Source organism: Aquabacterium parvum, from assembly GCF_001447195.1.
In the GTDB taxonomy this organism is placed as follows: Bacteria; Pseudomonadota; Gammaproteobacteria; order Burkholderiales; family Burkholderiaceae_C; genus Aquabacterium; species Aquabacterium parvum.
Map to the genome: position 1 here is coordinate 69,732 of NZ_LFRI01000157.1, position 13,441 is coordinate 83,172.

Consider the following 13,441-nt stretch of genomic DNA (forward strand, 5'->3'; position numbering starts at 1 on the left):
AGTGGCGCTTGGCCCCAACTGCTCCCTTGTTTGCCGGACCCGTCCTTCTCACGAGGCTCCACCCGTCAGCCCCAAGCCAAACGGAATCCCCACCCTCCAAAGGGTGAGCGCCCTCAGCCGATCAGTCGATCCGGCCTCCAGGGTTGATCCAGCGCCACACCCGGCCGGCCATCGTCCGCATTCCCGATGGGTCGCCTGGATCAGGGCGGGGTGCATGCGGCCCGACACGGGTGTCACACCCCGTGCCTAGAGTGATTCGCATTCGCCCCAAACCCCACCCGGTTCAACCACGGAGCTTGTTCATGTCCATCGATTCCAGCCGCCGCAGCCTGATCAAGGGCGCCGGCGCCCTGCCCTTCCTGGCCGCCCTGTCGGCCCTGCACAGCCGCAACGCCATGGCCGCCGCCACCCAGTTGGTCGACAGCCCCTATGGCCCCGTGGCCCCCGTCAACGACCTGAGCACCGGCTTGCCCTTGCTGATGCTGCCCGCCGGCTTCACCTACAAGTCCTACGGTTGGACGGGTGACCTGATGGCCAACGGCCAGCCCACCCCCGGCTCGCACGACGGCATGGCCGTGATCACCACCCGCAAGGTGGGCCGCAGCACCGAAATCGTGATGGTGCGCAACCACGAGCGCGGCACCGGCAGCGACTCGGGCTTCTTCGGCGCGCCCGCCGTGTACGACGCCTTCCCCAGCACCTCGGGCGGCACCAGCTACTCGGCCGGCGGCACCACCAACCTGACCTTCCGCGACGGCAACTGGATCAAGACCGAGCCCAGCCTGGGCGGCACGCGCACCAACTGCGCCGGCGGCCCCACCCCCTGGGGCACCTGGCTGACCTGTGAAGAAGTCGGCTCCGACAGCGTGAGCGCTGGCGGCAAGAAGCACGGCTACGTCTTCGAAGTCACCGCCGATCCGCAGCAGACCACGGGCCAACCCATCGTCGGCATGGGCCGTTACGCCCACGAAGCCGCAGGCATCGACCCCGCCACCGGCATCGTCTACCTGACCGAAGACAGCAGCGGCAAGTCGGGCCTGTACCGCTACGTGCCCGTGATCACGCAGGGCTTTGTGGGCTCGCTGGCCCAGGGCGGCACGCTGCAGATGGCCAAGGTGGTCGGCCAGAACAACGTCAACGTGGCCCCTGCCGAGCTGGGCCAGACCTACGCGCTGGAGTGGGTCAACATCGCCGACCCGGACGCCAACCGTGGCACGGCCACCGGCCTCAATGGCGTGGTCATCACCAACACCGCCGGCCCCTTCGTGCAAGGCTGGGCCCAGGGCGCGCTGCGCATGAACCGTGGCGAAGGCGTCTGGTACCACGCCGGCAAGATGTACCTGATGGACACCTCGGGCGGCCCCGTCAACGAAGGCGCCATCTGGGAGCTGGACCTGGCCACCCAGGTCATGACCTGCATCTTCGCTTCGGCCAGCACGCTGGCCGGCAACAACGGCGACAACATCACCGTCAGCCCGCGCGGCCACCTGGTGATCTGCGAGGACGGCGGCACCGTCAACGACCAGTTCGGTCCGGGCACGCGCCTGATGGGCCTGACCGGCAACGGCGGCACCTTCATCTTCGCCAAGAACAACATCAACCTGAGCTCGGCCCAGTTGACCGCTGCCGGCAAGCTGGCTTCGTTGGCCGCTGACCGCCGCTCCAGCGAGTTCTGCGGCGCCTGCTTCGACCCGACCGGCCGTTACCTGTTCGTCAACATCCAGACGCCGGGCGTGACCTTCGCCATCACCGGCCCCTGGGCCAAGGGCCCGATCTGATCGCCGATCAGGTCTGCAACCCACTCAACCTTTCATCACCCAGGCATTCCAGATGAAACTGCATCACATCGCCCTGGCCGCCATCGCGGCCGCCACCTTCGCCACGCAAGCCCAAGCCGCCGTCTTCAACGGCGCCAGCACCGCCGGCGGCAACACCTTCACCGAGTACACCAGCGGCTCGGCCCTGAGCTTCGACCTGGACCTGGCCTCGCAGGCACCCGTCACGCTCAATTTCACCCTGGAGTCGGCCGACTTCAGCGGCGACGCCATGACCTTCAACGCCCTGGTGCGCAACCTCAGCGGCCTGGGTTTTGACGGCGTGCGCGTGACGCTGTCGGGCATCACCTTCGCCATGCCCGCTGGCACCATCACCACCGATGGCTTCTCGGCCGTGGGCGCATCGGGCCACTCGGCCACGCAGGCCTGGGCCAGCTTCGTGCCGGGCTTGAGCAGCGAGTTCTACATTGGCAACCCGCTGGCCGTTGCTGGCGCCACCGACTGGACGCTGAACCTGGACGGCCTGCAAGCTGGCCTGCAGTTCTCGGTGACCGTGGCGGTGCCTGAGCCCGAGACCTACGGCCTGGCCTTGGCCGGTCTGGCCGCACTGGGCTTTGCCGCTCGCCGCCGCAAGGTGGGCTGACCGTGCGCTGACCGGGGCGCACGCACGCACGGCGCGTGCGTGCCACCTGGTCACCCGCGTTTCAACGCCTGGCTTCGGCCGGGCGTTTTTCATGGTGGGGTGGCAGAGACCCAAGCCCGAGCTGGTCGCACCCGGGACCGGGTTCAGCTCAGTCCGCCTTTGGGCGGCCCTTTTTGATGGGCGCCAGGCCGGTCAGCAGCGCGCGCACCTTGGCGTCGCTCAGCGCTTCGAGCGCGTGCAGGGCCGCGCGCAGCACCTCGCTCTTCTTGACCGGCTGCTTCCACTCGATGGCGCGCAGCTTGATGCGGTCGATGATGTCGAAGTCGGACTGCGGCATGGTGAAAGAGTCGCGCACGACCTTGGGGGCCTTGGCAACCTTTGCAGGCTTGGCCGCTTTCGGGGCTTTCGGAGCTTTGGCCGGCTTGGGGGCGGCGGCCGGTTTGGCCACCTTGGGCGCCTTGACCGGCTTCGCTGCCTGCTCAGCCTTGGCTGGTGCCGCGGCCACAGGCTTCACAGCTTGGGGCGCCGGCCTCTTGACGGCCACTTTTTTGGCCACCACTTTTTTCACCACCACCTTCTTGACGGTGGCTTTGGGCTGAGGGGTTGGCGAGGTGGTTCGGCTCATGACTGCGTGACAGGATTGTGAAAACACGCATATCGTATGAACATTTCGCCTTCAATGGCAAGCGACAGGCAAATTTCGCCCTTCGTGTTCTCGCACCTGCAGCATCACCTGCTGCCCGGCACGCAGGCCCTCGAGGTCGACGCCAGGCGTGCTGCGGGTCAGGGCCCACTCCTGCATGTCCTCTGATTGCACCCAGGCGAGGCCGGTGCGGGGCAAGACCTCGATCACCTTGACGGCGACCACTTTGGTGTCAGCAGGGCTTGGATGCATGGCGAACTCCTCAATCAACCAACACAAGACACAGCGTCTTGATGATCGATTGTCGTGCAGGCCACACGTTTTGAAACTGATCCCCCCGCGTTCCGATTGATCCGTTCAGATCACGCCACGCAAGCATGATCCGATCGGCTCATGGGGTTGCCGCGTGGCTTCGGCAAGCGTGTCACGGGCTGTGTTCAGACTCCGCAGCAAACGATCTTTCGGAGCTGTCCCCATGAAGTCCCTCGTCCGCCCCGCCCTGTTTGCCGCCGCCCTGAGCATGGGCCACGCCGCCCAAGCCGCCAGCCCCGTTGCCATCACCGAGTGGATGTACAACGGCAGCGAGTTCATCGAATTCACCAACCTCAGTGGCGCCGCCCTCGACCTGACGGGTTGGTCCTTCGACGACGATTCGCGCACCGCAGGCACCGTCAGCCTGTCGGACTTCGGCACCCTGGCCGCCGGTGAAAGCGTGATCCTGGCCGAAGACGACGCCGCCACCTTCCGCACCAAGTGGTCGCTGGCCTCGGGCGTCAAGGTCATCGGTGGCAACGGCACCAACCTGGGCCGCAACGACGAGATCAACCTCTACAACGCCAGCGGCGCCCTGGTCGACCGCCTGCGCTACGGCGACACCAACTTCGTGCCCGGCAGCATCCGCACGCAAGACATCAGCGGCAACCCTGGCAGCCTGGCTGTGCTCGACGGCAGCGACGCCACCGGGTGGGTGCTGTCTTCGGTGGGCGATGCCTTCGGCTCTTACGCCAACGCAGACGGGCACATCGGCAACCCCGGCGTCTTCACGCTGGCACCGGCCGTGCCCGAGCCCTCGCAATACGCCCTGACGCTGGGTGGCCTGCTGGCCATCGGCGCCCTGGCCCGCCGCGGTCGCCAAGGCTGATCAGCCCGCGCCCCGCACACCTTGTACCCATCGGAGTTGTCCCCATGAAGTCCCTGTTCACCACGCTGGCCACCGCCGCCACCCTGGCCCTGCTGTCGGCCGCACCCGCGCACGCTCAAAACGCCCTCAACCTGGGCAACTACCAGCTCACCGGCAACCACACCATCGCATCGCTGGGTGGCCTGGGTCTGGAGGCTTCGGCCGTGACCTACGCCCGCGATCGCGGCTCGCTGTTCATCGTCGGCGACGAAGGCCTGGGCGTGGTCGAGATCTCGCGCACTGGCCAGACGCTGGGCACCATGTCCTTCAACTGGGCCGGCACCGGCAGCTCCAACAACGACGCCGAGGGCCTGACCTACCTGGGTAACGGCCGGCTGGTCGTCGTTGACGAGCGCCCGCAGATCGCCTACCAGTTCGACTACAGCAACGGCGGCAGCGTCGCCCTGAACAACCAGCCCAAGGTGGCCATCACCGGCAGCACCACCAGCGTCAAGAACGTGGGCACCGAAGGCATCAGCTACGACCCGCTGACGGGCAAGTTCTTCAGCGTCAAGCAAGACGACCCGGCACAGCTGCGCGAACACTCGCTGACCTTCGCCGTGGGCGGCGGCACGGCCACCAACAACGTGCTGTTCTCGGGCGCTTCGTCGGTGTTCGGCTTGAACAGCCTGTCGGACATCCAGACGCTGTCGGGCGTCGACGCCCTGGTCGGCACCAACGCCGCCGACAACCTGCTGGTGCTGAGCCTGGATTCGCGCAAGCTCATCGAGATCGACCGCAGCTCGGGCAGCATCCTCAGCCAGTTCGACCTCAGCGGCGTGACCACCCAGGCCATCGAAGGCGTGACCATCGACGAGCGCGGCACCATCTACCTGGTGGCCGAAGATTCGGGCACGCCGAACTCGCGCCTGTTCGTGCTGAGCGCCGTGCCGGAGCCCGAGGCTTACGCCCTGATGGCTGCAGGCCTGGCTGCGGTGTTCGTGGCGCGTCGTCGCGAGCGCCGCTGACAAGACCCCGGGCTCGCCACCAGGCATGCCGCCCGGCGGCCTGGTGGCTTCAAAGCCCCAGTTCGGTCAGGCCGGGATGGTCGTCAGGCCGCCTGCCTTGTGGCCAGTGAAACTTGCGGTCCACTTCGGCGATCGGCTGGTCGTTGATGCTGGCGTGGCGCACGGCCATGTACCCGTGGTCGTCGAACGCCCAGTTCTCGTTGCCGTGCGAGCGAAACCACTGGCCGCTGTCGTCTCGCCATTCGTAGACGAAGCGGACCGCGATGCGGTGCGTGTCGTGCGCCCAGATTTCCTTGATGAGGCGGTAGTCGTGTTCCTTGGCCCATTTGCGGCGCAGGAAGGCATCGATCTCTTCGCGCCCCTGGATGAATTCGGCGCGGTTGCGCCAGCGGCTGTCGCGCGTGTAGGCCAAGGCCACGCGTTGGGCGTCGCGGGTGTTCCATGCGTCTTCGGCCAACCTGACCTTTTTGATGGCGTCCGCTCGGTCAAACGGTGGCAGCGGAGGGCGTGGGGGATCGATTTGGGTGTTCATGTGTTGTCCTGATGGTGGCGAGGGTCCTCAAGGGCGCGTCAGCGTGACCTTGTCCTTCAAGGTCACGAACTCTTCGGCGGCAGAAGGGTGCAGGGCCACGGTGGCGTCGAAATCGGCCTTGGTGGCGCCCATGCGGATCGCGATCGCCAGCCCCTGGATGATTTCGGGGGCATCGGCACCGACCATGTGCGCACCCAGCACCCGCTGGCTGTGGGTGTCGACGATCAGCTTGACGAGGGTTCGCTCGTCGCGGCCCGCCAGGGTGTGGCGCATGTTGCGGAAGGTCGAGCGGTAGATGTCCAGGCTGGTGTGCTCGGCCCACGCCGCCGCCTCGCTCAGCCCGACGGTGCCCACAGGCGGTTGGCTGAACACGGCCGTGGGCACGGACCGGATGGCGCTGCCAACGGGCGTGGGGCCGAACAACCTGTGCGCCAGGGCCGCGCCTTCGCGGATGGCCACGGGCGTCAAGGCCAGGCCGTTGGTGACGTCGCCCACGGCGTGGATGCTGGGGACGTTGGTGGTGCCGTGCTCGTCCACCAGGATGCCGCCGTCCTTGTCCAGCGCCACGCCCAGCGCGTCCAGGCCCAGGCCCTGGGTTTGAGGGCGGCGCCCGGTGGCGTACATGACCGCATCGAACACCTGGGGTGCGGCGGCATGGCGCATCGTCACGCTCAAGCTGCCGTCGGGCAGGCGTTCGATGCTTTGCACCTCGTTGTTGAGCAGCAGCTCGACGCCCTTCTTCTGCACCTCGGCTTGCAGGTGGCTGCGCACGTCCTCATCGAAGCCGCGCAAGAGCTTGTCACCCCTGTGGCTCAGGGTGGTTTGTGCACCCAGGCCCTTGAAGATGCCGGCGAACTCCACCGCGATGTAGCCCCCGCCCACGATCAGGATGCGTCCCGGCAGCTGTGGCAGGTCAAAGGCTTCGTTGGAGGTGATGGCGTGTTCGATGCCGGGCAGGGCGGGCAGGTTCGGTGTGCCGCCCGTGGCCACGAGGATGTGTTGCGCGGTGAAGCGCTGGCCGTTGACCTCGACCGTGTGCGGGTCGATCAGGCGGGCATCGCCATGCAGGACCTCGACCCTGGACTGGCGGAGGTTGCTTTCATACAGGCCGCTCAGGCGGGTGATCTCTTTGTCTTTGGCGGCGATCAGCGCTGGCCACGAGAACTCGGCCTGCGGCACGCGCCAGCCAAAGCCGGCCGCATCGTCGAAGGACTCGGCGAACTGGGCCGCGTAGACCAGCAGCTTCTTGGGCACGCAACCCCGGATCACGCAGGTGCCGCCGTAGCGAAAGCGCTCGGCAATGGCCACCTTGGCGCCCAGGCTGGCGGCGACCCGGGCCGCGCGCACGCCACCGGAGCCTCCGCCGATGACAAACAGTTGGTAATCGTGTTCAGGCATGTCGACCTCGTTCAGATGTCAGGAAACCTCGGGGCATGTGACCTTGCAGCGTCGGGTGAGCCTCGATCAGGCGGCGATTGCGCTGGGCCAGCGCCCCCGTGCCCAAGTGTGGCGCCCGGCCGGCATCGGTGTCGTAGTTGGCCCGTTGAAACCCACTGTAGAAGCGCGTGTTGCCCTGGTCGCGGCGGTAGGGACGTGACGCGATGGACAGCCGGGCCAGCAGACGCGGGTCGATCTGACGGCTGAACCGGGCGAAGCCGTCGAACAGAAAGGCCTCGTCGACGTGCCGGTCGCTGTGTTGAATCAGGGCGTCCATCAGTTCGTGGATGAGTTGATGGGGCTGCGATGGGTCAAAGCGCACGCACAAGCGCAGGTCGGCGAACTCGGGCAGATCGCCTTCTTCGGCACGGCCAGGTGCCTGCTCGCCCAGGGTCACTTCGACCCAGGCTTGCCCCCCGAAGAAATGGAGCGAGCGCAGGTGCAGCGTGCGCTCGGCAAAGCGCAAGCCGGCCAGGATCTGTTGAACGCGCTCGGCATCGGTGACCTTGTTCACACGGGCTTGCGTCAGCCATTGGCGCTGTTGTGCCAGCATGGGCAGGTCCAGGTGATTGCTCAGCGCGGCACTGCTGGCGCCATGGCGGCCTTCTCTGATGGTCAGCAGCTCGCGAACCTCGTGCTCACGCGCCTTCTTGATCGCCAGGAAAATGGTCTGCACGATCTCGGAGCTGGGGGTGTCGGCATCGATGCGCCACTTGCGGCCGTAAACGAGCTTGCGCGGGCGCACGGCCTGGCCACGGTCGTAGTTCTCGCGCCCGATCAGGCCGATCTGGATGGACATGCCGTGCTCGTCTTGCGAGGCAAACACCAGGGTGTGCGCATCAAAGCTGACCCGCGAAGCGATCTCGGACAGCGAGGCCAGGTCGTGGTGGTAGGTCACGTAATGCTGCGGGATGCAGTCCATGCCGCTGGGCAAGCGCACCAGGGGGGCATGCGGCATGACCTGCTCGCCGGGCAAGCTGGCTTGGGTCAACTGAACAGCGGTGGATGGGGTGGCAGACATGGTGTGACCTCGTTGATGAAGTCATTCTGATTGGTACGGCTGTCGATGTGAATACACGCTCGACGCAAGGAACCAATCCACTGAACGGAAGAATCAGCCAGCCAGCGCGGCCAAGGCCCGTTGCGTGGCAGGCCGGGTGGTGATGGCGTGCACCCAAGCCTGCACAGCGGGATAAGGCGTCATGTCCATGCCCAGGTAAGTGGGGGCCACGCGCAGCCAGCCGAAGTGGGCGATGTCGGCGATGGAGTAGCTTTCGCCCGCCAACCAGGGGGTCGTGGTCAGGCGGCTTTCCAGCACGGCGGTCAGGCGAAGCGACTCATCCTGGTAGCGTTTGACGGCCACGGTCAGCTCGGGTGCGTTGCGCTGAAACCAGCCGGCCTGCCCGAACATCGGGCCCACGCCGCCCACCTGGAAGAACAGGTACTCGAGTGCGCGGGTGCGGCCCACGGTGTCGGACGGGATCAGCTGGCCAAAGCGCTCGGCCAGGTGCAACAAGATGGCGCCCGACTCGAACACCGACAGCGGCCCATGGGCGCCAGGGGCATCGTGGTCGACGATGGCCGGGATGCGTCCATTGGGGTTGATGCGCAGGAAGTCGGGCTGCTTCTGGTCGTTGCGGCCCAGGTCCAGCTTGTGCAGGACATGGGGCACGCCCATTTCTTCCAGCGCCATCGGGATCTTCAGGCCGTTGGGGGTGTTGGCGGTGTAGACGTCGATCATGTTGGTTCCTTGGGGTGGGGTCAGAGGGTCACAGGTCCAGGGTCAGCGCATCGGACTGCGCTCGGGAAACGCACGGGCACATCTGCCCAGCGGCTTGTTGTTCGGGACTCAGGAAGCTGTCGTGGTGCAGCACCTTGCCTGCGGTGGCGCGCACCACGCAGGTCCCGCAGCTGCCTGTGCGGCACCCTGAAGGCACAGAGACGCCCGCGTCTTCCAGGGCCTGCAGCAGGCTCACGTTGGCAGGCACCTGCACGGTCTTGTTCTGCTTGGCGAGCTTGACGACGAAAGGGTGACCTGGGTGGGCGGTGTCCAGCGCGAACGCTTCGTGGTGCACGCGTTCATGGCTCAGGCCTTGCTGTCGGGCGGCTTCGTTCACCGCATCGATCAGGCGCGCCGGCCCGCACACATAGAGGTGCGACCCTGCCGGGGCACTTTGCAGCAAGGCGGCGACGTCCAGCTTGCGCGTCGCCGAGGCATCGTGGGACACCAGGCGCTCGCCCAGCTGGCGCTCCAGGCGGTCCAGGTAAGCCGCTTCCGCACGCGAGCGGTAGGCGTAGTGCAGCGTGAACTCGCGGCCTTGGGCCAGCAACTCCAGCGCCATCGCCTTGATGGGCGTGATGCCGATGCCCGCGGCCACGAGGATGACGGGCCCTGCAGCGTCAACCAGGGCAAAGTCATTGCCCGGCACGCTGCAGTTCAAGACCATGCCCAGCTCGAAGCTGGCGTGGATGGCGGCAGAACCGCCCTGGCCCGCTGGCTCGTTCAGCACGGCGATTTCGTAGGCATCGCGGCGGGTGGGGTTGGAGCTGATCGAATAGCGGCGCGAGGTGAGCACGCCAGATGGCAAGGCCACGGGCACGTCCAGGTGCGCGCCGGCCTGGATGGCAGGCAGTGCACCGCCGTCCACGGTGCGCAGCTCGTAGGCCCTCACGCGCGGCGTGAGTTGGCGGATGCCCGTGATGCGCAGGGGCAAGGGGCCCGAGCCCAGCACCTGTGGGCTGGGTGTGCGGCGGGTCGCATCGAGCTGAGCCTTCAGCGCCGCGATCTCGGCGTGCAAGGGCGCCACGGCCTCCTGCACCTCGGCCTCGGTGAAGCGCGGCGTGATGTGCTGCGGGCAGTTCCAGTCGTAGGCCTCGATGGTGATGACGAAGGCGCGCTCCACCCGGGCTCGGTATGAGGGCAACTCCAGCCTGGCGACCAAGCCCGGGTCCTCCGCCTCGCTGACCAGGCGCACGCGGCCCAGCAGCTTCAGGCTGAGAACGGCCACCAGGTTCACCACGAGCAACCCCAGGGCCGAGAAGCGCCCCAACAGGCCCAGGGCCAGCAAGGGTGGCAGCGCCAGCTCGCCGCCAGTGCCCAGCCAAGCGGCCAGCTCGGGCGGCAAAAAAGGCACCTGGTACTCCTCTTGAAACAGGAACAAGGTGCCCTCCCAGTTCTGAACCTTGGTCAGGCCGGACGACCAGAAAACCTGGGCCACGTGCAACCTGGCCGCAAGCTGCAGCAATGGCTCGAGCCTGGCCAGTGAGGCCAGCTGAGTTGACTGAAAACGGTAGAGGCGTGACGCCCAGCAAGACAGGGACATGGTGTGCTCCATTCAAAGGGTGGGATCGGGAAGGTGTTCGGCCAGCCCCACGACCCAGCCTTGCTGGATCGCGTAGGGCAGCCACTCGACGAAGTCGAAGCCCGCGGGCTCGGCCGCATCCAGCGCATGCGCGAGGCTCTGGCCCGTCATCACAGCGCTCAAGAATCGGTGGGCAGACTCAGGCAGCTCGGCGGGCACGGCACGCCACGGTCTGCGGTGAACCAGCACGTGCCGACGCCACTCAGGTGGCAAGGGCTCGTTCGCGATGGCTTGCCAGCGGGTCCGTTGCGAAGGCTCGGCGTGGTGAACGTGCCAGATGGCCAGCACCGGATGGCTTGAGCTCAGCACCCGCAGGTCATGCGCCAGGCACAAGCGCAAGGCATCGGGTGAGCGCGTGCCCAACCAGGCCAGCGAGGCGGCGTCGACAGCGGTGTCCTGGGCCCGTTCGCTGACGTGGCACAACCAGTCCAGCCCCGCGACATCGGGCAGGTAAGGCAGGTCTTGCAGCTCTGGCTGCTGCGCCAGGCAGGCGGCAAAGCCCTCGCCCCATGCGCCCCAGTCGGCCAGCCCATGCGGGCTCTGGTCGAGAAAGCGCTGGCTCAGCACCTCGAAGGCCTCTTCACCCAGCAGCTGCATCACGGTCGGGTAGGTGATGGCCAGCGCACGTTGCGCGTTGGCGCGTCGCGAAGGGGGGTAGGGCCACAGCGCCGAAAGGTGTGGGTGCCCCGCCTCGGCAACGCGCGCGGGCAAGGTCTCGTCGGGCTCGGCGCAGATCGGTCTCATGCCAGCGCCCTCGTGTGTTCACGCGCCCGGTCGGCTTCTTGAACCAGCCGCGACCACGGTGGCAGTTGTTCGTCCCATTCGATCAAGGTGACCGCCTGAGGAAACCGCTGACACGCGTGCCGATGCAAGGCCCAGACGGGCTCGGACACCGGCTGCGCGTGGTCATCGATCACCAGGCCGCCGGGGTTGGGCGTGCTGCCGGCCAGGTGCAACTCCTTGACGAGGTGTGCGGGGCAGGCGTCCAGCCAACGGCGCACCGAAGCCTCGGCATCGCCTTCGCCCGCGTTGAGGGCGTTGACGTGCAGGTTGTTCAAGTCCACCAGGAGCCCACAGCCGCTTTGCTCGCAGGCCCGCACCAGGAACTCGAGCTCCGTCATGTCCGACTGTGCGAAGACGACGTACTGCGCCAGGTTCTCGATGAGGATCTGGCGGCCCAGGTGGTCCTGCACGCGGCAGGTGTTGTCGACCAGGTGGCGCAAAGCGGCTCGGTCGAAAGCGACGGGCAACAGGTCGCCCGCGTGCCTGAGCTGCCCGTGGTGGACAAACCAGGTTTGCGCCACGTGGTCGGACACCCAGGTCGGCTGAGCCCAATCGACCAGCGCACGCAAACGCCGCAGGTGCGCCATGGGAATGGGCACCTTGGACGCCAGGCCGGCACCCGTGCCGTGCAGGCTCAGTGGCAACACACCGGCCACGCGCTCCAGCAGGGCGCGCGACAGGCCACCTTCTGCAAAGTGGTTCTCGGCATGCACCTCGACGAAGTCGACACTTTGTGGCGAGGTGAGCAGGGCTTCAAAGTGAGGCGCGCGCAGGCCCACGCCCACCAGGGGATGCGAGGCCATGCGGCGCCCCCTTCACTTTCGGGCAGCCGAAGCGGCAAACCGGGCCTTGGCATCGGCCGCGTTGAGCCCGCCGAGGTTGACGCAGGTGCCCTTGGGCACGAGCTTCCACTCGCCCGGGTCCTTGTCGACCTTGGACTGCCCGGCGCAGGAGTGCGTGCCCGCCAGGTTGGCGCAGTCGTTCTGACCCGCCTTGGCGATGCCGTAGCACTTTTCCTGGTTCGGGTCAGCGGCCTGGGCTGTTCCGGTTGCGAGCGTGGCCAGGGCACAAGCCAGGGCGGCCTGCAATACAAGTTGACGTTTCATGGGAGAGCCCCTTTCGTGGTGGTGACAGCCGATTGTTTCGACCTCGCCCGACAAAGAGAATCCCCGTGAATGGCAATGGATAATTGCGCCAGGAGGAACAGTGATGGACCGTCTTCACCTGATGACCGTGTACGTGGCCGTGGCCGAAGAGGAGGGCTTTGCGGCAGCGGCCCGGCGCCTGGCGATGTCGCCCCCGGCGGTGACACGCGCCATCTCGGCCCTGGAAGATCGCCTGGGCGTGAAGCTGCTTCAGCGCACCACGCGCCACGTGCGCGTCACCGAGGCAGGTGAGCGTTACCTGGACGACGCGCGCCGCGTGATCGCCGCCGCCGACGAAGCGGACGAAGCTGCCGTGGGCATCAACGCGCAACCTCGTGGTCACATGACGGTGACCGCCCCGGTGCTGTTCGGGCGCATGTACGTGATGCCGGGCATCGTCGACTACCTGCGTCAGCACCCCGAGACATCGGTTTCAGCCCTGTTCCTCGACCGCGTGGTCAACATGCTGGAAGAGGGCGTGGACGTCGGCATCCGCATTGGCGAGTTGTCCGACTCCAGCTACCGCGCCTTGCGCGTCGGCCACGTTCGGCGGGTCATCTGCGCGGCCCCGAGTTACCTCAAGCGCCACGGCATCCCTCAGACACCGCACGAGCTCAAGCAACACCAGGTGATCGTGGCCAGCAGCCTGTCGCAGAACATCGAGTGGCGGTTCGTGGACCAAGGCGAGCCGCTGTCGGTGCGCATCAAACCGAGGTTGACCGTCTCCAGCAACGATGGCGCGATCGAGGCCGCGTCCCTGGGCCTGGGCGTGACCCGGCTGATGTCGTACCAGGTCGCGCCGTTGCTGGCCGCCGGCAAGCTCAAGGTGGTGCTCAGCGAGTTCGAGTCACCCAGGGTGCCGATTCACATCATCCACCGCGAGGGCCGGCACGCATCGGCCAAGATGCGCGCCTTCATCGACCTGATGGCCGAGCGTTTGCGAGCCGAACCCTCGCTGAACTGAACCGGGCCC

15 protein-coding genes are annotated in these 13,441 nt (G+C 66.9%); 5 read left to right on the forward strand and 10 right to left on the reverse strand.

The window, feature by feature from the left end:
- Positions 1-302 precede the first annotated feature (302 nt).
- Together ABG80_RS06230 and ABG80_RS23390 are read left to right on the forward strand one after the other, a co-directional pair.
- Positions 303-1,778 carry a PhoX family protein gene (locus tag ABG80_RS06230; RefSeq protein WP_058086887.1) on the forward strand — a complete coding sequence of 492 codons (1,476 nt, stop codon included), beginning with the start codon at positions 303-305 and terminating at the stop codon, positions 1,776-1,778.
- Positions 1,779-1,830: 52 nt separating this feature from the next.
- Complete coding sequence (locus ABG80_RS23390; protein WP_058086888.1) at positions 1,831-2,418, forward strand: PEP-CTERM sorting domain-containing protein; 588 nt, start codon at positions 1,831-1,833, stop codon at positions 2,416-2,418.
- A 148-nt stretch (positions 2,419-2,566) separates the two neighbouring features.
- Here the strand turns inward: ABG80_RS23390 and ABG80_RS06240 are convergent, their stop codons facing one another.
- Both ABG80_RS06240 and ABG80_RS06245 read right to left on the reverse strand, forming a co-directional pair.
- Entirely contained in the window at positions 2,567-3,043 is a 477-nt protein-coding gene (locus ABG80_RS06240; RefSeq protein ID WP_083505873.1) for a hypothetical protein, read from the reverse strand.
- A gap of 51 nt (positions 3,044-3,094) precedes the next feature.
- Positions 3,095-3,313, reverse strand: a complete 219-nt coding sequence (locus tag ABG80_RS06245; protein WP_152987491.1) for a hypothetical protein — start codon at positions 3,311-3,313, stop codon at positions 3,095-3,097.
- 223 nt (positions 3,314-3,536) lie between these two features.
- Here ABG80_RS06245 and ABG80_RS06250 point away from each other — a divergent pair, with 223 nt between their 5' ends.
- Both ABG80_RS06250 and ABG80_RS06255 read left to right on the forward strand, forming a co-directional pair.
- A complete protein-coding gene (locus tag ABG80_RS06250; RefSeq protein WP_058086890.1) occupies positions 3,537-4,202 on the forward strand; it encodes a lamin tail domain-containing protein in 666 nt (221 codons plus the stop codon).
- Positions 4,203-4,246: 44 nt separating this feature from the next.
- Positions 4,247-5,209: an SdiA-regulated domain-containing protein gene (locus ABG80_RS06255; protein WP_058086891.1), complete on the forward strand. Its 963-nt coding sequence runs from the start codon at positions 4,247-4,249 to the stop codon at positions 5,207-5,209.
- 49 nt (positions 5,210-5,258) lie between these two features.
- On the opposite strand, the gene ABG80_RS06260 is transcribed toward ABG80_RS06255, so the two are convergent.
- The 8 genes from ABG80_RS06260 to ABG80_RS06295 form a co-directional block, all read right to left on the reverse strand.
- Positions 5,259-5,741 carry a nuclear transport factor 2 family protein gene (locus ABG80_RS06260; RefSeq protein WP_058086892.1) on the reverse strand — a complete coding sequence of 161 codons (483 nt, stop codon included), beginning with the start codon at positions 5,739-5,741 and terminating at the stop codon, positions 5,259-5,261.
- A gap of 27 nt (positions 5,742-5,768) precedes the next feature.
- The gene (gene gor / locus ABG80_RS06265; protein ID WP_058086893.1) at positions 5,769-7,139 is read right to left on the reverse strand and encodes a glutathione-disulfide reductase; all 1,371 of its coding nucleotides are present in this window, start codon (positions 7,137-7,139) and stop codon (positions 5,769-5,771) included.
- Complete coding sequence (locus ABG80_RS06270) at positions 7,132-8,199, reverse strand: hypothetical protein (protein ID WP_058086894.1); 1,068 nt, start codon at positions 8,197-8,199, stop codon at positions 7,132-7,134. Before ABG80_RS06270 ends, gor begins: the two co-directional genes overlap by 8 nt.
- A gap of 93 nt (positions 8,200-8,292) precedes the next feature.
- On the reverse strand, positions 8,293-8,919 hold the full coding sequence (locus ABG80_RS06275; protein ID WP_058086895.1) for a glutathione binding-like protein: 627 nt from the start codon (positions 8,917-8,919) through the stop codon (positions 8,293-8,295).
- 28 nt (positions 8,920-8,947) lie between these two features.
- Positions 8,948-10,501, reverse strand: coding sequence for a PDR/VanB family oxidoreductase (locus tag ABG80_RS06280; protein WP_160322464.1), 1,554 nt, complete (start codon positions 10,499-10,501; stop codon positions 8,948-8,950).
- Positions 10,502-10,513: 12 nt separating this feature from the next.
- Entirely contained in the window at positions 10,514-11,284 is a 771-nt protein-coding gene (locus ABG80_RS06285) for an HvfC/BufC family peptide modification chaperone (protein ID WP_058086897.1), read from the reverse strand.
- Entirely contained in the window at positions 11,281-12,126 is an 846-nt protein-coding gene (locus ABG80_RS06290; protein WP_058086898.1) for a DUF692 domain-containing protein, read from the reverse strand. Before ABG80_RS06290 ends, ABG80_RS06285 begins: the two co-directional genes overlap by 4 nt.
- A 12-nt stretch (positions 12,127-12,138) precedes the next feature.
- Positions 12,139-12,429, reverse strand: coding sequence for a BufA1 family periplasmic bufferin-type metallophore (locus ABG80_RS06295; protein WP_058086899.1), 291 nt, complete (start codon positions 12,427-12,429; stop codon positions 12,139-12,141).
- Between the two features lie 103 nt (positions 12,430-12,532).
- On the opposite strand from ABG80_RS06295, the gene ABG80_RS06300 reads away from it, so the two are divergent.
- Complete coding sequence (locus ABG80_RS06300; RefSeq protein WP_058086900.1) at positions 12,533-13,432, forward strand: LysR family transcriptional regulator; 900 nt, start codon at positions 12,533-12,535, stop codon at positions 13,430-13,432.
- Positions 13,433-13,441: the final 9 nt, after the last annotated feature.